The 17,574-nt window shown below is 61.5% G+C and carries 19 protein-coding genes; 14 read left to right on the top strand and 5 right to left on the bottom strand.

Annotated features, from left to right (window positions below):
* Positions 1–54: 54 nt before the first annotated feature.
* From bchL to M3N55_RS00395, 12 genes are all read left to right on the top strand, one after another.
* The gene (gene bchL / locus M3N55_RS00450; RefSeq protein WP_249055339.1) at positions 55–951 is read left to right on the top strand and encodes a ferredoxin:protochlorophyllide reductase (ATP-dependent) iron-sulfur ATP-binding protein; all 897 of its coding nucleotides are present in this window, start codon (positions 55–57) and stop codon (positions 949–951) included.
* Entirely contained in the window at positions 951–1,628 is a 678-nt protein-coding gene (bchM, locus tag M3N55_RS00445) for a magnesium protoporphyrin IX methyltransferase (RefSeq protein ID WP_249055337.1), read from the top strand. The genes bchL and bchM overlap by 1 nt, the downstream gene beginning before the upstream one ends.
* Positions 1,625–3,058, top strand: a complete 1,434-nt coding sequence (locus M3N55_RS00440) for a PucC family protein (RefSeq protein WP_249055335.1) — start codon at positions 1,625–1,627, stop codon at positions 3,056–3,058. Before bchM ends, M3N55_RS00440 begins: the two co-directional genes overlap by 4 nt.
* Positions 3,059–3,078: 20 nt before the next feature.
* Positions 3,079–3,873: a photosynthetic reaction center subunit H gene (gene puhA / locus M3N55_RS00435; RefSeq protein ID WP_249055333.1), complete on the top strand. Its 795-nt coding sequence runs from the start codon at positions 3,079–3,081 to the stop codon at positions 3,871–3,873.
* Positions 3,874–3,909: 36 nt separating this feature from the next.
* Complete coding sequence (gene puhB / locus M3N55_RS00430; RefSeq protein ID WP_249055330.1) at positions 3,910–4,557, top strand: photosynthetic complex putative assembly protein PuhB; 648 nt, start codon at positions 3,910–3,912, stop codon at positions 4,555–4,557.
* Between the two features lie 12 nt (positions 4,558–4,569).
* A complete protein-coding gene (puhC, locus tag M3N55_RS00425; protein WP_249055329.1) occupies positions 4,570–5,046 on the top strand; it encodes a photosynthetic complex assembly protein PuhC in 477 nt (158 codons plus the stop codon).
* A 41-nt stretch (positions 5,047–5,087) separates the two neighbouring features.
* On the top strand, positions 5,088–5,384 hold the full coding sequence (locus M3N55_RS00420; protein ID WP_249055328.1) for a hypothetical protein: 297 nt from the start codon (positions 5,088–5,090) through the stop codon (positions 5,382–5,384).
* Positions 5,381–6,475: a magnesium-protoporphyrin IX monomethyl ester (oxidative) cyclase gene (acsF, locus tag M3N55_RS00415; protein WP_249055325.1), complete on the top strand. Its 1,095-nt coding sequence runs from the start codon at positions 5,381–5,383 to the stop codon at positions 6,473–6,475. The genes M3N55_RS00420 and acsF overlap by 4 nt, the downstream gene beginning before the upstream one ends.
* 50 nt (positions 6,476–6,525) lie before the next feature.
* On the top strand, positions 6,526–7,326 hold the full coding sequence (gene puhE, locus M3N55_RS00410; protein ID WP_249055323.1) for a putative photosynthetic complex assembly protein PuhE: 801 nt from the start codon (positions 6,526–6,528) through the stop codon (positions 7,324–7,326).
* Between the two features lie 23 nt (positions 7,327–7,349).
* Positions 7,350–8,561, top strand: coding sequence for a 5-aminolevulinate synthase (gene hemA / locus M3N55_RS00405; RefSeq protein ID WP_249055322.1), 1,212 nt, complete (start codon positions 7,350–7,352; stop codon positions 8,559–8,561).
* Positions 8,562–8,629: 68 nt separating this feature from the next.
* The gene (locus tag M3N55_RS00400) at positions 8,630–9,094 is read left to right on the top strand and encodes a c-type cytochrome (RefSeq protein ID WP_249055320.1); all 465 of its coding nucleotides are present in this window, start codon (positions 8,630–8,632) and stop codon (positions 9,092–9,094) included.
* Positions 9,095–9,254: 160 nt separating this feature from the next.
* The gene (locus M3N55_RS00395; protein ID WP_249055318.1) at positions 9,255–10,130 is read left to right on the top strand and encodes a hypothetical protein; all 876 of its coding nucleotides are present in this window, start codon (positions 9,255–9,257) and stop codon (positions 10,128–10,130) included.
* Between the two features lie 6 nt (positions 10,131–10,136).
* Here M3N55_RS00395 and M3N55_RS00390 read toward each other — a convergent pair whose 3' ends face one another.
* The gene (locus M3N55_RS00390; RefSeq protein WP_249055317.1) at positions 10,137–10,394 is read right to left on the bottom strand and encodes a DUF2312 domain-containing protein; all 258 of its coding nucleotides are present in this window, start codon (positions 10,392–10,394) and stop codon (positions 10,137–10,139) included.
* A 179-nt stretch (positions 10,395–10,573) separates the two neighbouring features.
* On the opposite strand from M3N55_RS00390, the gene hpaR reads away from it, so the two are divergent.
* Positions 10,574–11,080, top strand: a complete 507-nt coding sequence (hpaR, locus tag M3N55_RS00385) for a homoprotocatechuate degradation operon regulator HpaR (protein WP_249055315.1) — start codon at positions 10,574–10,576, stop codon at positions 11,078–11,080.
* 35 nt (positions 11,081–11,115) lie between these two features.
* Here the strand turns inward: hpaR and M3N55_RS00380 are convergent, their stop codons facing one another.
* Positions 11,116–11,586: an Lrp/AsnC ligand binding domain-containing protein gene (locus M3N55_RS00380; RefSeq protein ID WP_249055312.1), complete on the bottom strand. Its 471-nt coding sequence runs from the start codon at positions 11,584–11,586 to the stop codon at positions 11,116–11,118.
* Positions 11,587–11,708: 122 nt separating this feature from the next.
* On the opposite strand from M3N55_RS00380, the gene putA reads away from it, so the two are divergent.
* The gene (putA, locus tag M3N55_RS00375) at positions 11,709–15,149 is read left to right on the top strand and encodes a bifunctional proline dehydrogenase/L-glutamate gamma-semialdehyde dehydrogenase PutA (protein ID WP_249055311.1); all 3,441 of its coding nucleotides are present in this window, start codon (positions 11,709–11,711) and stop codon (positions 15,147–15,149) included.
* Positions 15,150–15,242: 93 nt separating this feature from the next.
* Here putA and M3N55_RS00370 read toward each other — a convergent pair whose 3' ends face one another.
* Genes M3N55_RS00370 through tatB form a run of 3 tightly spaced genes read right to left on the bottom strand, consistent with a single transcriptional unit; the run spans position 15,243 to position 17,520 of the window.
* Positions 15,243–16,097 (bottom strand): ATP-binding protein, encoded by an 855-nt coding sequence (locus tag M3N55_RS00370; protein WP_249055309.1) that lies wholly within the window; start codon positions 16,095–16,097, stop codon positions 15,243–15,245.
* A complete protein-coding gene (gene tatC / locus M3N55_RS00365; RefSeq protein WP_249055307.1) occupies positions 16,094–16,972 on the bottom strand; it encodes a twin-arginine translocase subunit TatC in 879 nt (292 codons plus the stop codon). Before tatC ends, M3N55_RS00370 begins: the two co-directional genes overlap by 4 nt.
* Positions 16,969–17,520, bottom strand: coding sequence for a Sec-independent protein translocase protein TatB (gene tatB / locus M3N55_RS00360; protein WP_249055305.1), 552 nt, complete (start codon positions 17,518–17,520; stop codon positions 16,969–16,971). Before tatB ends, tatC begins: the two co-directional genes overlap by 4 nt.
* Between the last annotated feature and the right edge of the window lie 54 nt (positions 17,521–17,574).

The raw sequence follows: 17,574 nt of genomic DNA, 5'->3' as shown, positions 1-17,574 counted from the left end.
GGGCCAGCCCCCACACCCCCGGAGTATTTTTCGCAAGATGAAGGGAAACACGCTATGAGCCCCAAAGACGAGATGCCAGACCTGAAAGGCCGGGACGGTGAAGGCTCGGTGCAAGTGCATCTGGACCCCGCCACCAAGATTGAAGGTGCCACGGTGTTTTCCATCTATGGCAAGGGCGGGATCGGGAAATCGACCACCTCCTCCAACCTGTCGGCGGCGTTTGCCAGCATGGGCAAGCGCGTGTTGCAGATTGGGTGCGACCCCAAGCATGACAGCACCTTTACCCTGACGGGCAAGCTGCAACCCACCGTCATCGACATTTTGAAAGAGGTGGACTTCCACCCGGAAGAATTGCGCCCCGAGGATTTCGTGACCGAAGGCTATGGCGGCGTGATGTGCGTGGAGGCCGGCGGCCCGCCTGCGGGCACGGGCTGCGGCGGGTATGTCGTGGGGCAGACAGTGAAGCTGTTGAAGCAGCATCATCTGCTGGATGATACCGATGTGGTGATCTTTGACGTGTTGGGCGATGTGGTTTGCGGCGGCTTTGCCGCGCCCTTGCAGCATGCGGACAAGGCCGTGATCGTGACCGCCAATGATTTCGACAGCATCTATGCGATGAACCGGATCATTGCCGCTGTGCAGGCGAAATCGGCCAATTACAAGGTGAGGCTGGCCGGGTGCATTGCCAACCGCTCGAAGGCCACCGACGAGGTGGACCGGTTCTGCCGCGAAGTGGGGTTCAACCGCATTGGCCATATGCCCGACGTGGATGCCATCCGCCGCTCGCGCCTGAAGAAAAAGACGCTGTTCGAAATGGATGCCGACGAGGATGTTCTGGCCTGCCGGGCCGAATACATGCGGCTTGCGCATGCTTTGTATAACGGAACAGAGCTGACAAGCCCGGCGCCCTTGCCCGACCGCGACATATTCGAGTTGCTGGGGTTCGATTGATGCGCGATCTTGCCCCGTCCAGCGCCAGCTATGACGCCACGCGCCACCGGGTCGCCAGCTATTTCGATGGCACGGCGACGCGGGTGTGGGAACGTCTGACCTCGGATGCGCCGGTCAGCCGCGTGCGCCAGACGGTGCGCGAGGGGCGCGATACGATGCGCGCGTTGATGCTGGCGCAACTGCCGGAGGATTTGCGCGGCGCGCGCGTGCTGGATGCCGGGTGCGGCACAGGGGCGGCAAGTGCGGAATTGGCCGCGCGCGGCGCAGATGTGGTGGCGATTGATATTTCGCCCAAGCTGGTCGAAATCGCGGCGTCTCGTCTGCCCGAAGGGCTGGCGGGAGCCGTGGAGTTTCGGGCGGGCGACATGCTGGCCGCCGGCTTGGGCCGGTTCGACCATGTGATCGCGATGGACAGCCTGATCTACTACACCCGCCCCGATCTGGAAGCCGCGCTGGAGGGGCTGTCGTCCCGCGCAAGCCAAGTGGTGTTCACGGTCGCGCCGCGCACGCCGCTGCTGATGGCGATGTGGAACGCGGGCAAAATCTTCCCGCGTTCGGATCGCTCGCCCACCATGATCCCGCATGACTGGCGGCGCATGAACGTCACGGGCCTGGGCCGCGTAGGGCGTGTCTCTCGCGGGTTTTACATTTCGGAATGTCTGAAGGTGCAGCCATGATTATCGGCAAAAGCACGATCAAGGGTCTGAGCGGCAATTGGCTGCCCTTTGCGGATGCGGCCAGCGAAGGGCTGACGCTGCGCCAGATCTGGCGAATGAGCCTGTTTCAGGTCAGTGTCGGCATGGCCACGGTGCTGCTGCTGGGCACGCTGAACCGGGTGATGATCGTGGAATTGTCGCTGGCCGCAAGCCTTGTCGCGATCATGATCGCGCTGCCGGTGCTGATCGCGCCGTTCCGCGCGTTTCTGGGGTTCCGGTCGGACAACCACCGCTCGGCCATTGGCTGGAAGCGCATCCCCTACCTGTGGTTCGGGTCGCTCTGGCAGTTCGGCGGCTTGGCCATCATGCCCTTTGCGCTGATCGTGCTGAATGGCGACAATGTCTATGATGTGCCCTTCGCGGGCGAGGTTCTGGCGGCGCTGGCCTTCCTGATGACCGGCCTTGGCCTGCATATGACGCAAACGGCAGGCGTGGCCTTGGCCGCGGATCGCGCGACCGATGAAACCCGCCCCCGCGTGGTCGCTTTGCTATATGTGACTTTCCTTGCTGGCATGGCGATTTCCGCGCTGATCGTAGGCTATTTGCTGCGCGATTTTTCCGAATTAACGCTGATCCGCGTGGTGCAGGGCTGTGCCGTGGTCACGCTGGCGCTGAACATTCTGGCACTCTGGAAGCAAGAACGTGTCCGCCCCATGACCCGCGCCGAACGCGAGGCACCGCGCCCGTCCTTTAGCGAAGCGTGGAACGATTACATCAAGGGCGGGCAAGCGGGCCGCTTGCTGGCGGTGGTGTTCGTGGGCGGGTTGGCCTTCAACATGCAAGACGTGCTGCTGGAACCTTACGGCGGCGATGTGCTGGGCCTGTCGGTCGCGGCCACGACCACGCTAACGGCCGTCTGGGCCGTGGGCGCGCTGATCGGGTTTCTTTGGGCCGCGAAGGGTTTAGGACAAGACGCCGACCCGTTCCGGCTGGCCGGCCGGGGCCTGCTGTTCGGGATTCTGGCCTTTTCCGCTGTCATCTTCGCCGGGCCTTTGCAGTTCGCGCCCTTGTTCTATGCGGGCGCTTTCGGGATCGGGCTGGGCCTTGGGTTATTCGCCGTCACCACATTGACCGCCGCCATGGAAATGCCGCGCCGGGGTGTGGTTGGGGGCGGACTGGCGCTTGGCGCCTGGGGGGCTGCGCAAGCAACCGCTGCCGGGCTGGCCACCATCATCGGCGGGGGCTTGCGCGACACGGTGCAAACGCTGGCCGATGCCGGGCATCTGGGCGCAGGGCTGATGACCCCCGATATCGGCTATTCCGTCGTCTACCACCTGGAGATCGGGCTGTTGTTCCTGACCCTTATCATCCTCGGGCCGCTGGTGCGGACCCGTATACTGACCACTGAACCTCGTAACCAACGGATCGGCCTTGCCGATTTTCCGACCTGACCTGAAACGGAGGACTACCCATGGATACCCCATATGGCTGGATATTCTTTGGCAATTTCGATCTGGCGCTAATTTCGCTTTATGCCTTCTGGCTGTTTTTCGCGGGGTTGATCTACTACATCCAGCGCGAAAACCAGCGCGAGGGCTACCCGCTGGAAAACGACGATGGCAGCTTGGCCGGGTCGAACCTGTCGGTGCCCGAACCCAAGACCTTTTTGCTGCCGCATGGTCGCGGCGAATACAAAGCCCCCAATGCAGAGCGTGAGGCCCGCGATCTGGCCATGGCGCGCACCTCGCAATCTGGCGGCTTTCCGTTTGCGCCCACGGGCGACCCGCTGAAAGACGGTGTTGGCCCGGCCGCTTGGGCCGCGCGCCGCGACGAGGCCGAACTGGATGGCCACGGCCACGCCAAAATTCAGCCCATGGCAAAGGTTGGTGAATTCGCCGTGTCCGCCGGTCGTGACCCGCGCGGGTTGATGGTGATGTGCCACGACCGCAAATCGCCGGGCAAAGTGAGCGACATGTGGGTCGACGTGCCCGAGCAGATGGTCCGCTATCTGGAAGTGACGCTGGATGATGGCGGCAAACGGCTGGTGCCGATGACATTGGCCAAGATCAAGGCCGACCGCGTTGTCGTCAATGCGCTGGACAGCGAAAGCTTCAAGGGCATTCCGACTATCGCATCGGACGCGCAGATCACCAAGCTCGAGGAAGAGAAGGTCTCTGCCTATGTCGCGGGTGGCTACATGTATACCGGCGACAAGCGCGTCAGCCAAGTCAGCGCGATCAAGCAGATCATGGCCTCTCCGGCCTGATCCGATACGACCTATAAAAAAATAAGGAACCGGCCCATGTCACATGATGATTTCGCATTCGAACCTGTTAAAGGCTTGCCAGAAAGGCCGCCTGAACACGAACACATCCTGTGGCAGGGCCGGCCCGATACTTGGGCGCTGGCGAACGAAGCCTATAAGATCAACTGGATCACCGCTTATTTTGCCGTGGTCATCGGCTGGCGGGCCAGCGTTGGCGCTGTTGAAGGCGGCGCTGCGGGCGCTTTCGCCTTCGGCCTGCCCTACACCATTCTCTGGGCGCTTGGCATGGCAGTTCTGCTGCTGATGGCATGGGTTCAGGCGCGCAGCACCGTCTACACCATCACCACCGCACGGGTTGCCATGCGGATTGGCGCGGCGCTGACCGTCACGCTCAACCTGCCCTTCCGCCAGATCGCCAATGCTGATCTGAAACTGCGCAAATCGGGCGTGGGCAGCATTTCGCTGGAAACCTTGGGCGAAACGCAGTTTTCTTACCTTATCCTCTGGCCACATCTGCGGCCCGGCCATGTGAAAGTCACCAAACCCGCATTGCGCTGCATCCCCGATGCCCAAAAGGTCGCGGGTATTCTGGCAGAGGCCGCCGAAGCGCGCGTCAGCCAGCCCGTTGTCGAACGCAAACCCACCAAGGCCGCGCCGCAAGGCGGTCTGGTCGCCGCCGAATAAGGAGCGCGCCTCATGTCCAGCACCGATAACGGCGGTTTCAAACCCGGCTTCAAGCGCGACGACAACAATGACATGATCCCGGTCGGGCTGATCCGCGCAATGTTCGCGCTGGTTGCAGTGACCTTGGCGCTTGTCACCTACGCGTCCGTCACGGGCCGCGAAAAGGCCGCGATCCCCGCCACCGCCCCGATTGTCGAGCAATGGTCGATCCAAATGCTTGGCCACGATGCGCAGGCCGTCACTGTCTTGCGCGCCGATGGCAGCGTCTTGGCTGACATGGATCATGGCGGCTTTGTCACGGTTATCCAGAATGGTCTGATGACCATGCGCCGCCGCCACGGGATAGACCCGACCCTGCCCATCGATATTATCCGGTTCGAGAATGGCCGTCTGGCCGCGATCGACCCGCTCACCGATTACCGGGTGGAGCTGACAGTGTTCGGCCCGGAAAACTACGCAGCTTTTGAAGCGATGCTCCAAAAATACTAAGACGACAAGACGACCCATAAAAAAACTAAGGGAACCCTCAAATGTCACTCTTCACTCGGAAAGTCGAACACGTCCCCTGCACCGTAGAGGTCAGCCACCGGTTCGAGGCGCTGCATGCCCATGTGCGGTTCAATGACGGATCGACCATCAACCCCGGCGACGAGGTGCTGGTTCAAGGCCCGCCCGTGCTGGCCGCATGGGGCGAGGTTATCGTCGAGGACCGCACCGCCGTCATTACCCGCGCCACTGCGCTGGAACGGCTATGGACCCGCCTGACAGGCGATTTTGAAGTGATGGAACTCTGCGAGTTCTCATTTTCCGAGGAGATCACGCTATGAACATGCACGCCACCACCCATGACGAACTTGCCGCCGAAATGGGCGACCGGTTCGACACCGACGCGATGGCGCAGGAATCGACCCTGCTGAACCCGCGTTTCTACACCACCGATTTCGACGAGCTGGACCGCATTGACGTGACGCCTGTTCGCAAGGAATGGGACATTTTGATCGCGCAGATGAAAGCGGACCCCAACAAGGGCCATTTCAAGAAAAACGCCGATTGGGATGAGGTCGACTGGGACGGGATGGAGCCAAAGCTCAAGCGCGAATTCATCGACTTTCTGGTGTCCAGCTGCACCGCCGAATTCTCTGGCTGCGTGCTGTATAAGGAAATGAAACGGCGCGGCAACAACCCCGATATCTGCGAGCTGTTCAACTACATGGCCCGCGACGAAGCGCGGCACGCAGGCTTCATCAACGACGCGCTGCGCGAAGCCGGTGTGGCCGTTAATCTGGGCTTTCTGACCAAAGCCAAGAAATACACCTATTTCCGGCCCAAATTCATCTATTACGCGACCTACCTGTCGGAAAAGATCGGCTATGCGCGCTATATCACCATCTATCGCCACCTGGAGCAGCACCCCGAACAGCGCTTCCACCCGATCTTCAAGTGGTTCAAGGAATGGTGCAACGATGAGTTCAGCCATGGCGAGGCCTTCGCCCTACTGATGCGCACCGATCCCAAACTGACGACCAGCTTTGCCAACAAGCTGTGGATCCGGTTCTTCCTGACGGCTGTGTTCGCCACCATGTATGTGCGCGACCATGCGCGGCCCGAATTCCACAAGGCGCTGGGCGTCAATATCGACTGGTATGACCAGGAAGTGTTCCGCAAGACCGGTGAAATCGCGAAGCAGGTCTTCCCGATGGAGCTGGACATTGACCACCCGGCATGGATGCCGACGCTGAAAAAGATCGAGCGGGCCTTCCGCAAGATGGAAGCGGCCGAAAAGCGCGGCGGCATGGGCGGCAAACTGGCGAAATGGTCCGCCATGGCCAGCGCAGGTATGGGCTTTGCACGGCTGTATGTGATGCCGGTGAAGAAATCGACCCCGCCCGCCTCGGTCCGTCTGGAACCGGCATATTGAAACTGTTGGGTGCGTGATGGTTGCGCACCCCACCCCTGACAGGAGCGCGCATGTTCGAAACCCCTTGGATCGCTGCACTGGCTGCGCTGTTCCTGTGGTGGTTCGCCACGGGCATATTGCTGTGGCGTGTGCACGCGGCGGACCGGGGCGGGCCTGACAGCCATGTCTGGTCGGTCATCCTGTCGCTGCCTTTGTTCGCGGTGGGTGTGTTGGGGGTGAATGCCACGCTCACTGACCCCAGCGCGCAAGGCGCGTGGTTTGCGTTCCTGTCGGCACTGGCAATCTGGGGCTGGGTGGAACTGGCGTTCTTGTCGGGGATCATCACCGGCCCGAACACGCGGGTCTGCCCGCCGGGGCTGGATGCGCGCGCGCGGTTTCTGGCCGCGTTCCGCACCGTGGCCTGGCACGAAACCGTGCTGGTCGTGGTGCTGGTGTCACTGGCCTATGCGGCATGGGGCGCGGCCAACCCGTTCGCACTCTGGACCTTCGCGCTGTTGTTCTTCGCGCGGGTCTCGGCCAAGCTGAACCTGTATCTGGGCGTGCCGTTCATCAACACTGCCTTCCTGCCTTCACCGCTTGTCCATCTGGCCAGCTACTTCCGGCCCGGCCCGGTCAGCGGCTTCTTCCCGGCCTCTGTCACGCTTCTGGCGCTGGGGTTCGGCTGTTTCCTCGAACGTCTGTGGCGCGCGCATCAGGCCGGGGACCAAGGCGACATCATCGGCTTCACGCTACTGTCGATGCTGGCCGCCCTCGCATTGCTGGAACATTGGTTCATGGTCTGGCGTGTGCAAGACGACAAACTCTGGCGCTGGATGATTCCAGCCCCGGCAAATGACAAAACAAAAACCTGAATAACGACCGAGGGGATACCCAGATGGACTTCAACGCCCATTTCAAAGCCACGTTGGACACGCTGAAAAACGAAGGCAATTACCGCATCTTTGCCGAGGTGGAGCGCCAATGCGGCAGTTTTCCCAAGGTCCGGCATTTCAACGGCGATGACGTGAATGAAGTGACCGTCTGGTGCTCGAATGATTACCTTGGCATGGGCCATCACCCCGACGTGGTCGATGCCATGGTCAAGACCGTGCAGAATTGCGGCACGGGTGCCGGCGGCACGCGCAACATTTCCGGCAACAACAATTACCACCGCCTGCTGGAAGAAGAACTCGCCGACCTGCACGGCAAGGAAGCGGCAACGCTGTTCACATCGGGCTATGTGTCGAACTGGGCCGCGCTCAGCACGCTTGGCGCGAAAATTCCCAATGCGGTGATCCTGTCGGACGAAGGCAACCATGCCAGCATGATCGAAGGAATCCGCCATTCACGCGCCGACAAGGTGATCTGGAAGCACAATGACTGGCGCGATCTGGACCGCAAGTTGAAGGCCGTGGGCGACCGTCCAAAGATCGTGGCCTTTGAGAGCGTCTATTCCATGGATGGCGACATTTGCCCCATGCGCGAGATCGTCGAAGTGGCCGAGGCGCATGGCGCGCTGACCTATCTGGACGAGGTCCACGCGGTCGGCATGTATGGCCCGCGCGGTGGCGGCATCTCAGAGGAACGCGGTCTGGCGCACCGCATCGACCTGATCGAAGGCACGCTTGGCAAGGCATTCGGCGTGGTCGGCGGCTACATCACCGGCACGGCGGCGATGTGCGATTTCGTGCGGTCCTTCGCGTCGGGGTTCATCTTTACCACCGCCCTGCCCCCGGCCGTGGCAGCGGCCGCGACAGCCTCTATCAAGCATCTGAAACAGTCGGACGTGGAACGGCTGGCACAGCGCGACCGGGTGGCAAAACTGCGCGCGCGACTGGATGCGCGCGGCATTCCGCATATGGCCAGTGACAGCCATATCATTCCGGTCATGATTGGCGATCCGGTCAAATGCAAAATGCTGTCCGATATCCTGATGCAGGATTGGGGCGTGTATGTGCAGCCCATCAATTACCCCACCGTGCCCAAAGGAACCGAACGGCTGCGCATCACGCCCGGCCCGTTACATTCGGATGCAGATATCGAGCACCTGGTCGAAGCCCTCGCATCGCTTTGGAAACAATGCGCGATTGCCCACGCTGTCGCCTAATCGTGGCTTGACTCGCACAGGCTGCGGGTCATGTATGGCACTGGGAAGTATAAAGGGAGTAACTTGCCATGAAATTTGTAACCAAAGCCGCCATCGGTGCTTTCGCGCTGACCCTGTCCGGCCTGCCCGCCTTTGCACAGAGTGCTGAAGATGGTGCGACCGTGTTCCAGCGCCAGTGCCAGAACTGTCACAACATCGTAGACGACTCGGGCGAGGTTCTTGCCGGACGCCCGAACATGCGCACAGGCCCGAACCTGTATGGCGTGGTTGGGCGTCAGGCTGGGATTATCGACGGGTTCCGTTATGGCGATGACCTTGTTTCCGCTGGCGCCGAGGCCGGGCTTGTCTGGTCGGAAGAAGAACTGATCGCCTACCTTCAGGACCCGCGCGGCTACCTGCGTGAGAAACTCGACAACAACCGCGCGCGCAGCCAGATGGCGTTCCAAGTGCGCTCGGAAAGCGATGCAGCCGACGTGGCAGCCTATTTGGCCACCTTCGGCGCCCCCGAGGCAGAAGAAGCCCCCGCAGGCTGATCCCGCCACGCGACTGTTGCAAACAAAACCCCCGAACGCCTAAGTCGTTCGGGGGTTTTTTCGTTCCGTAATAGACAAAGTCGGACAATGGCCCGAATTGTATCTAAAACATGTCATAATTCGCTGGGATAACAGCACCGGCCACAAGGGATTTCGCGTTATGGACATTGCTTTACATCTGGGTGCTCATCTGACCGATGATGGACGGCTGCGCGGCTGTCTGGAACAAAATCGGCACATGTTGCAGCGTGCCGGCATCGAAGTGCCGGAAGCAGCACAGTTTCGCACCAGCATTCTGGATGCGGTCAAGACCCATGCTCAGAGCGGGATTGCGCCGGATGCGGGCGACATGTTGCTGGACAGCATTGTCACCTCGGACAATACCGAACGGCTGGTGCTGTCGAGCACGCGGTTTCTGTCGCCCTTGCCCAGTGCGGTGCGCCGTGCGCAATTTTGCCCAATGGCGGAACCGCGTATGAAAGGGCTGCGCGCGCTTTTCGCGGATCATAATGTGTCGCTGTATCTGGCCATCCGCAACCCCGCCTCTTTTGTCCCGGCTCTTCTGGGGGCAGTGAATGACGAACAGGCCAATGTAATCCGGGGCGATCTGGAACCAACCGCGCTACGCTGGTCGGACCTTGTGCGCACCATCCGCGACCAGTTCCCCGAAGCGCCAATCACCGTCTGGTGCGACGAAGACACGCCATTCCTGTGGGAAGATGTTCTGACAGAAGTTTCTGGTCATAAAGACGGCCAACCGCTTGCCCATGTCTATGACTGGTTCGACACTGTCATGGTCGAAGGCGGCGCAGCAAAACTTGCCAGCTATATGGACAACGCCCCGCCGATGGAACGCAGCCAACGGCAACGGGTGATCGCGGCCTTCCTCGACAAGTTCTGCGACGAAGACAAGATCGACATTGACGTTTCAACAACCGGTTGGTCCGAAGAGACGGTGGACCTGCTGTCAGAACTTTACGATGAAGATGTCGCCACCCTCGACGCGATGGACGGGGTGACGCTGCTTCAGCCCTGACCGCGCTCAGACCATGCCGAGCGCGGATTTGTATAGCTCCAGAACCGCTTCTTCCTCGGCGATATCATCGGGCTTGCGCTTGCGCAGCGCTATGATCTTGCGCAACACTTTGGTGTCGTAGCCGCGGCCCTTGGCCTCTGCCATGACCTCTTTTTGCTGCTCGGCTATATCTGCCTTCTCGGCTTCAAGATGTTCGAACCGCTCCACGAACTGGCGTAGTTCTTCGGCGGTTACATTATAGGCGTCGGCAGCAATGTCGGACATGGGGTATGGCCTTTCCGGTGGCTTCTGAAGTTGCTCTGGCCTCGGTTTGCCCAATCAGGACCGCGCATGCAAGAGGCAAGACTGCCACGCCGCAGCGCGGTTTCGACTTTGCAAAATAGTTTTCATTTGAAAGCAGAAGCCGGTCTGCTACCCTCGTTCAAACCAGCAAAGGCGGTGCAATGCCCGATCAGACAGCCAAGGAACTGCGCAAATATGAGAAATCCTTGCCGATTTCACTGCTGCGCGCCCGCGAGGCGACGACACGTTACTTCAAACCCTATATTGACCGTCACGACCTGACCATGCCGCAATGGCGTGTGCTGCGCGCGCTGGCCGAAGAGGAAGGGCTGGATGCGCGGACGTTGTCGGAACGCTGCGTAATCCTGCCGCCTTCGCTGACACGGATATTTCGTAGCCTGACCCAGCGGGGCCTTATCAGCCAAGTGGATTGCTCGGATGCCCGGCGTCATCGTGTGACCCTGACCGATACCGGCCGCGCGCTGTTTGTAGAGGTGTTGGAAGAATCCGAACCTGATTACCAGCGCCTTGCCGCCGCCTTTGGGCCAGAACGGTTAGAAAGCCTGCTGAACCTGCTCAGCGAGCTGCGCGACACTGTCGAAGACCTGAACGCAGAGGATGCGCAGGACGCAGCAGAACCGCGCCGCAAACTGGCCGCCGCCCGTTAGAATGAGTTGCGGTTCCGGGCTTTCCGCCACGCGCTCTAGATCGGGGCTTGCGCCCCGGTTTCCTTGACCGCTTCCATCACAACATGGGTCGAGGTCGAGGTAATGCTGGGCAAGCCAGAGATGTGATCTGCCAGAACACGCCGGTATGTCGCAATATCGCGCGAGCGCACCTTCAGCAGGTAGTCGAATGCCCCGGCAATAAGATGGCATTCTTCTATCTCTGGCACCTTGCGCACTGCCTGTTCGAACGCGCTGAGCGCGCCTTCGCGCGTGTCCGACAGCTTCACCTCGACAAAGGCGATATGTGCCGCGTCAATCTGGTGCGGGTCTATCAGCGCGCGATACCCTAGAATGACACCCTGCTCTTCCAGACGGCGCAGGCGCGCTTGCGTGGGGGATTTGGTCAATCCAATCCGGTTGGCCAATTCCGTTACACTCACGCGGCCATCTACTGCCAGATTGCGCAGAATCGCATGATCGAAGCTGTCTAGCTTGATGCGGGTCATTGTTTTGCTTTTCTCTGAAAATTCAGCCAACTTGGCTGTTTAAAACCATAAAAAAGCGAGAATTGAAACGAAATAATCGCCATATTCAGGAAAATTGGTAATCAAGCCACACGGAGCGTGCGATGAGCTTTTCTGTTCCTGAAAACATATCACATAACATCTTGCGCGACGAGAGTGCAGAAACGGCCAAAGCTATAGCCGCAACTGGCCTTGACCCGCAGGCAAGGCAACAAATCAGCGCCCGCGCGGCCGGGTTGGTGCGCGACATTCGCAGCAGCGATACGCCCGGCCTGATGGAAGTATTCCTGGCGGAATATGGCCTGTCCACATCCGAAGGCGTGGCTTTGATGTGTCTGGCCGAAGCCCTGTTGCGCGTCCCCGATGCCGCAACCATCGACGACCTGATCGAAGACAAGATCGCGCCCTCGGATTGGGGCCAGCATCTGGGGCGGTCTTCGTCCAGCCTTGTGAACGCGTCCACATGGGCGCTGATGCTGACGGGTCGCGTGCTGGACGAGCGCGGGAAATCCGCCGCTGCCACCCTGCGCGGGGCCGTCAAACGGCTTGGGGAACCCGTGATTCGCACTGCCGTGGGCCGCGCCATGCGTGAAATGGGCCGCCAATTCGTGCTGGGCGAAAGCATTGACAGCGCCATGACCCGCGCCGCCAAGATGGAAGCGCGCGGCTACAGCTATTCCTACGACATGCTGGGCGAAGCCGCCCGCACCATGGACGATGCCAAGCGCTATCATACCGCCTACGCCCGCGCGATCCGCGCGATAGGCGCGCGCGCCACCGGCAATGACATTCGCACCAATCCGGGCATTTCGGTCAAGCTAAGCGCCTTGCACCCACGGTATGAGGTCGCGCAGGAAGACCGCGTTCTGTCCGAACTGGTGCCGCGTGCGCGCGAATTGGCGCGGCTTGCGGCGGCGCTTGGCCTTGGCTTCAACATAGATGCCGAAGAAAGCGACCGTCTGGCCCTGTCATTGAAGGTTATTGACCGCGTGCTGGATGATCCGGCGCTGGACGGCTGGGACGGCTTTGGTGTCGTGGTGCAAGCCTACGGCCCGCGTGCCGCCGACACGATCGCGTGGCTGGCCGCCAAGGCCGAAAGTCTTGACCGCAAGCTGATGATCCGGCTGGTCAAGGGCGCCTATTGGGACACGGAAATCAAACGCGCGCAGGTCATGGGGCTGAATGGCTTTCCGGTGCTGACCCAAAAACCCGCAAGCGACGTGAATTACATCGCCTGCGCGCGGCAATTGCTAACCGCCCGCGCCCGGCTTTACCCGCAATTCGCCACACATAACGCCCATACCGTCGCTGCCGTGCTGCATATGGCCGAGAGCATGGGCGTAGACCCTGCCGATTACGAATTCCAACGTCTGCACGGCATGGGCGAGGCGTTGCACGATATCGTCCTGAAGGCCGAGGGCACGCGCTGCCGCATTTATGCGCCGGTGGGTGCACATAAGGACCTGCTGGCCTACCTTGTCCGCCGCCTTCTGGAAAACGGCGCGAATTCGTCCTTCGTCAACCAGATTGTCGATGAGAACGTGCCCCCGCAAGAGGTCGCCGCCTGCCCCATTGCAGCACTTGACGGCATCGGCGGGCTGAACCCGAAACTCGCCAATGGTCCCGATCTGTTCGGAGCAAACCGCCGCAATGCGCGCGGTTGGGATCTGACCGATGCGCGTGATCTGGAGGATATTGCAAAGGCGCGCGGCCCTTGGGCAGACGCCACCTTTACCGCCGCTCCGCTAATCGCGGGCACGACCACAGGCGGCACGCCCTATGACGCGCGCAACCCTGCCCGGCCAGAAGATTGCTTGGGCAGCGTCACCCCGGCCAGCGCGGAAGACGTGCAGACCGCGCTCCATGCCGCGCGCGAATGGGCCACGGATGCGGCCACGCGCGCCCGCGTCTTGCGCAAGGCCGCCGACCTTTATGAAGACCATTTCGGTGCATTTTTCGCCATCCTTGCGCGCGAGGCCGGCAAAAGCCAGCTCGATGCCGTGGGCGAATTGCGCGAGGCGGTCGATTTCCTACGCTACTATGCGGGTCAGGCCGAAGCCCTTCAGCATCCGGCACGGGGCGTCTTCACCTGCATCAGCCCCTGGAACTTCCCGCTGGCCATTTTCACCGGCCAGATCGCCGGAGCCTTGGCCGCGGGCAATGGCGTGCTGGCCAAACCCGCAGAACAAACGCCCATCACAGCGCATTACGCGGCCCAGCTTTTGCTGGCGGCTGGCGTGCCGCGTGACGTGTTGCAACTGCTGCCGGGCGATGGCGCGACAGTCGGCGCGGCGCTCACCTCGGACCCGCGCGTGGCGGGCGTGGCCTTCACCGGCTCCACGGAAACCGCCAAACTGATCCAGAGCGCGATGGCCAAGCATATGGCCCCCGGCGCGCCGCTGATTGCGGAAACCGGCGGGTTGAACGCCATGATCGTCGACAGCACGGCGCTGCCCGAACAGGCGGTGCGCGACGTGCTCGCCTCGGCGTTTCAATCGGCCGGGCAACGCTGTTCGGCGCTGCGTTGCCTCTATGTGCAAGAAGATGTGGCCGAAGAGTTCGAGCGAATGCTCTTTGGCGCCATGAATGAACTGCGCCTGGGCGACCCGTGGCATCTGCCCACAGATGTCGGCCCCGTGATCGACGCAGAGGCACAGGCCCAGATCGCCGATTACATTGCCCAATCCCGCGCCGAAGGGCGCGTCCTGCACGAGCTGACCACCCCGGCAGAGGGCCATTTCATCGCCCCCGTCGCCCTACGCGTGCGCGGCATCCACGACCTGACGCGCGAGGTCTTCGGCCCGGTCCTGCATATCGCGCGCTTCAAAGCCGCCGATCTGGACCGCGTTATCGCCGATGTGAACGCCACCGGCTACGGGCTGACCTTCGGGCTTCACACCCGCATTGACGGGCGCGTGCAACATGTGGTGGACCGCATCCATGTGGGCAACATGTATGTCAATCGCAACCAGATCGGCGCCATCGTCGGCAGCCAACCCTTCGGCGGCGAGGGCTTGTCAGGCACCGGGCCAAAAGCGGGCGGGCCGCAATACCTGGCGCGCTTTACCGTCGCCAAAACGGGCAGCGTGGCGCGCCAACTGCCCGCCCTGCCAAGCGGCAGCTTGGCCAAAGCCCTGACCAACCCCACCGAAACCACGCGCGCAGAACACAGCCTGCCCGGCCCAACCGGCGAATCAAACCGCCTGCGTGACGTCACACGCAGCCCGCTGCTATGCCTTGGGCCGGGGCCTGAGGTTGCGGCAGAACAATGTCGCGCGGTGCAGGCGCTTGGTGGCCGCGCCGTGGTGCTGGACGGCATCCCACCAGACCTCGACCGCGTCGAAGGTTTCTCCGGCGTGCTCTATTGGGGCGATAGAACCACGGCCCGACAGATCGCACAGGCTCTGGCGCGGCGCGAAGGTCCGATCCTGCCGCTGATAACCGACAGGCCCGACCGCGCCCATGTCGTCCTGGAGCGGCACCTCTGCGTCGACACCACCGCCTCTGGCGGCAATGCCCAGCTTTTGGCAGAGGTCGCCGCCTGACCCGTTCATCCTTGCAAAAATATCCTGGGGGAGGCCGGCCCCGGCACGGGGTCGGTCGGGGGCAACGCCCCCAACCGTCCGCATCCAGATACCCTAACGCGTGATTTTCACGCCTTCGCGCCCAGCAAGGTCGGTAAAGAACTGCCAAGCCACCCGGCCCGAGCGGCTGCCCCGCGTCGCCTGCCACTCGATCGCCTCGGCGCGCAGGCGCTCAGGGTCAATCTTCAGGTCATAGGCGGCGCAATAGCCCTCTATCATCGCAAGGTAATCATCCTGATCGCAGGCATGAAAGCCCAGCCACAATCCGAATCGATCCGACAGCGACACCTTCTCTTCCACAGCCTCTGCCGGGGCAATCGCAGAAGAGCGCTCATTCTCGATCATGTCGCGCGGCATAAGGTGGCGGCGGTTCGACGTGGCATAGAGCACCACGTTGTCGGGCCGCCCCTCGACACCTCCATCCAGCACCGCTTTCAGCGATTTGTAATGCTGGTCATCATGGCTGAAGGACAGGTCATCACAATACAGAATGAACCGCGCCTCTGGCGCGTGGCGCAGCATGTCCAGCAAGCGGCCTATGCTGGGCAGGTCTTCGCGCTGGATTTCGACCAGCTTCAACCCGGTTTCCGGCATCTGAGCGATCACTGCGCCATGCACGGCCTTGACCAATGACGACTTGCCCATTCCGCGCGCACCCCAGAGCAGCGCATTATTCGCCGACAGGCCACGGGCAAATTGCTGCGTATTCGCCAACAGGGTATCGCGGGCGCGGCCAATGCCGACAAGCAGGTCCAGATCGACCCGGTTTACCTTGGCGACAGGGTGCAAACGGTCCGGGCTGGTCTGCCAAACGAAGGCATCGGCCGCAGTCAGATCCGGGGCCGCACCCGGCGGCGGCGAAAGGCGCTCCAGAGCTTCGGCAATCCGCGTCAGCGTGGCGTCATTCATGGCTTACCCGCCTCGTCAGGCTGGTCATCATCTTCATCCTCATCCAGCAGCCCTTCGCGGCGCAAGCGCTCGTTGCGCGCTTTCTCGACACGGGCGACCAGCCAGATCGACACTTCATACAAGCCGTAGACCACCACAAACAGGATGATTTGGGTGATGACATCGGGCGGCGTCACAAGTGCAGCCAGTGTCAGAATGCCCACGACCGCCCATTTGCGTCCGGCTTTCAGGCCAGCTTCGGACACAAGCCCGGCCTTTCCCATCAAGGTCAGCAAAACCGGCAGTTGAAAACACATGCCGAAGGCGACAATGAAGCGGATCGTCAGGTTCAGGTATTCCTGCGCCGACCCTTGGAACACCACCGACAGGGGTGCCGCTGCGGTCGGGTCATCTACCATCGCCTCGCCACCTGCACCAAATTGCTGGAAGCCAAGGAAGAAATCATAGGCCAGTGGCGTGACCACGTAGAACGCAAAAGAGGCGCCAAGCAGGAACATCAGCGGCGACGAGATCAGGAACGGCAAAAACGCGCCCTGCTCGGAGCGATACAGGCCGGGTGCGACAAAGCGCCAAAGCTGTGTTGCGATCACCGGGAAGGCCAGCATGAAGCCCCCAAGGAAAGAGACCTTGATGGCGACGAAGAAACCTTCCTGCGGGCTGATAAAGATCAGGTCGCAATCTTGCCCGCGTTCGGCCAATGCAGTGCACAAGGGCGCTGTCAGAAAGTTGAAAATCGGCGTGGCAACCGTGAAACACAGCACCATTCCGACAACGAAAGCCAATGCCGATTTTATCAGCCGGTTGCGCAGCTCTGCCAGATGCTCGATCAGCGGCGCGCTGCTCTCGTCAATGTTGTCCTGTTGGGCATTGCTCATGTGGTGCTGTCCGTGCCGCCCTTGGGGCGTGTTGCAGCAGGCTGTCCCTTGGCGTCATGGCCCAACGGCTCCGACGCGCTGGCAGGCGTTGGCTCTGCATCCGGTTTTGCGGCATTCGGCGACGCTTCGGCAGATTGGGCGGCGTCCGGCTTTGGAGCTGCCCGCTTTGCGGCGTCGCTGCGCATGTTATCCATCTCGGTGGCGATGCGGTCAATCTCGTCCTCATCATCGCCGGGCGCAGAGGGTTTCTTGTCCTTGGAGCCGGGCGCGGGATCATCCTTGAGCGGGTTCCAGTTTTTCATCTGGTTCAGCTCGTCCAACCCCATCCCTTGCGGGTTGGTCATGCCGCGCAGATCGCGCGCCACGTCTTTCACGCCGGTCTGGTCTGCCGCATCCTCCATCGCGCGCGAAAATTCACGCGCCATCGACCGCGCCTTGGCAGTCGCCTGACCCAAGGTGCGAAACATTTTAGGCAGGTCTTTCGGGCCGACCACGATCAGCGCGACGACCCCTATGACCAGAAGCTCTGTCCAGCCAAGATCAAACATGCCGACACCCCTGCCCGCTTGCGGATTTCATCGCAATACCCGTCCTGTCCGCGG

Source organism: Roseinatronobacter domitianus, from assembly GCF_023336755.1.
Lineage (GTDB): Bacteria > Pseudomonadota > Alphaproteobacteria > Rhodobacterales > Rhodobacteraceae > Roseinatronobacter > Roseinatronobacter domitianus.
Note: the sequence above shows the minus strand (reverse complement) of the source record. Positions and strands in the feature narration are given on the sequence as shown.

What these genes read in the sequence shown, in the direction of transcription:
- bchL (WP_249055339.1), top strand. Translation starts at nt 55, where the DNA reads ATGAGCCCCAAAGACGAGATGCCAGACCTGAAAGGCCGGGACGGTGAA.
- bchM (WP_249055337.1), top strand. Translation starts at nt 951, where the DNA reads ATGCGCGATCTTGCCCCGTCCAGCGCCAGCTATGACGCCACGCGCCAC.
- M3N55_RS00440 (WP_249055335.1), top strand. Translation starts at nt 1,625, where the DNA reads ATGATTATCGGCAAAAGCACGATCAAGGGTCTGAGCGGCAATTGGCTG.
- puhA (WP_249055333.1), top strand. Translation starts at nt 3,079, where the DNA reads ATGGATACCCCATATGGCTGGATATTCTTTGGCAATTTCGATCTGGCG.
- puhB (WP_249055330.1), top strand. Translation starts at nt 3,910, where the DNA reads ATGTCACATGATGATTTCGCATTCGAACCTGTTAAAGGCTTGCCAGAA.
- puhC (WP_249055329.1), top strand. Translation starts at nt 4,570, where the DNA reads ATGTCCAGCACCGATAACGGCGGTTTCAAACCCGGCTTCAAGCGCGAC.
- M3N55_RS00420 (WP_249055328.1), top strand. Translation starts at nt 5,088, where the DNA reads ATGTCACTCTTCACTCGGAAAGTCGAACACGTCCCCTGCACCGTAGAG.
- acsF (WP_249055325.1), top strand. Translation starts at nt 5,381, where the DNA reads ATGAACATGCACGCCACCACCCATGACGAACTTGCCGCCGAAATGGGC.
- puhE (WP_249055323.1), top strand. Translation starts at nt 6,526, where the DNA reads ATGTTCGAAACCCCTTGGATCGCTGCACTGGCTGCGCTGTTCCTGTGG.
- hemA (WP_249055322.1), top strand. Translation starts at nt 7,350, where the DNA reads ATGGACTTCAACGCCCATTTCAAAGCCACGTTGGACACGCTGAAAAAC.
- M3N55_RS00400 (WP_249055320.1), top strand. Translation starts at nt 8,630, where the DNA reads ATGAAATTTGTAACCAAAGCCGCCATCGGTGCTTTCGCGCTGACCCTG.
- M3N55_RS00395 (WP_249055318.1), top strand. Translation starts at nt 9,255, where the DNA reads ATGGACATTGCTTTACATCTGGGTGCTCATCTGACCGATGATGGACGG.
- M3N55_RS00390 (WP_249055317.1), bottom strand. Translation starts at nt 10,394, where the DNA reads ATGTCCGACATTGCTGCCGACGCCTATAATGTAACCGCCGAAGAACTA.
- hpaR (WP_249055315.1), top strand. Translation starts at nt 10,574, where the DNA reads ATGCCCGATCAGACAGCCAAGGAACTGCGCAAATATGAGAAATCCTTG.
- M3N55_RS00380 (WP_249055312.1), bottom strand. Translation starts at nt 11,586, where the DNA reads ATGACCCGCATCAAGCTAGACAGCTTCGATCATGCGATTCTGCGCAAT.
- putA (WP_249055311.1), top strand. Translation starts at nt 11,709, where the DNA reads ATGAGCTTTTCTGTTCCTGAAAACATATCACATAACATCTTGCGCGAC.
- M3N55_RS00370 (WP_249055309.1), bottom strand. Translation starts at nt 16,097, where the DNA reads ATGAATGACGCCACGCTGACGCGGATTGCCGAAGCTCTGGAGCGCCTT.
- tatC (WP_249055307.1), bottom strand. Translation starts at nt 16,972, where the DNA reads ATGAGCAATGCCCAACAGGACAACATTGACGAGAGCAGCGCGCCGCTG.
- tatB (WP_249055305.1), bottom strand. Translation starts at nt 17,520, where the DNA reads ATGTTTGATCTTGGCTGGACAGAGCTTCTGGTCATAGGGGTCGTCGCG.